The 227-nt window shown below is 72.2% G+C and carries 1 protein-coding gene; it reads right to left on the bottom strand.

Annotated elements, in window-relative coordinates:
* Positions 1-227 (bottom strand): elongation factor 1-alpha C-terminal domain-related protein (locus ACL06G_RS21570; RefSeq protein ID WP_412836535.1); only part of this gene is annotated, 227 nt, incomplete at both ends.

The following is a 227-nucleotide window of genomic DNA, read 5'->3' as shown; positions in this document are numbered from 1 at the left end:
TCGGCGAAGGCGTCGCCGGCCATGCCTGCGGTGAGGGTCTGGCCGTCGGCGGGGTCGATGAGGAGGAAGGAGCCGGTGCGGCGGCTGTCGGCGTAGGCGTCGACGGGCAGGGCCTGTGCGGTGCGCAGGACGACGCGGCCGATCTCGTTGGCGACGAGTTCTCCGGGTGCGGGGTGCTGGGAGAGGTCGTCGAGGGTGAGCCGGGAGGGGATGTCCTTGACGATCGC

This window comes from Streptomyces callyspongiae, from assembly GCF_047200695.1.
GTDB lineage: Bacteria > Actinomycetota > Actinomycetes > Streptomycetales > Streptomycetaceae > Streptomyces.
Note: the sequence above shows the minus strand (reverse complement) of the source record. Positions and strands in the feature narration are given on the sequence as shown.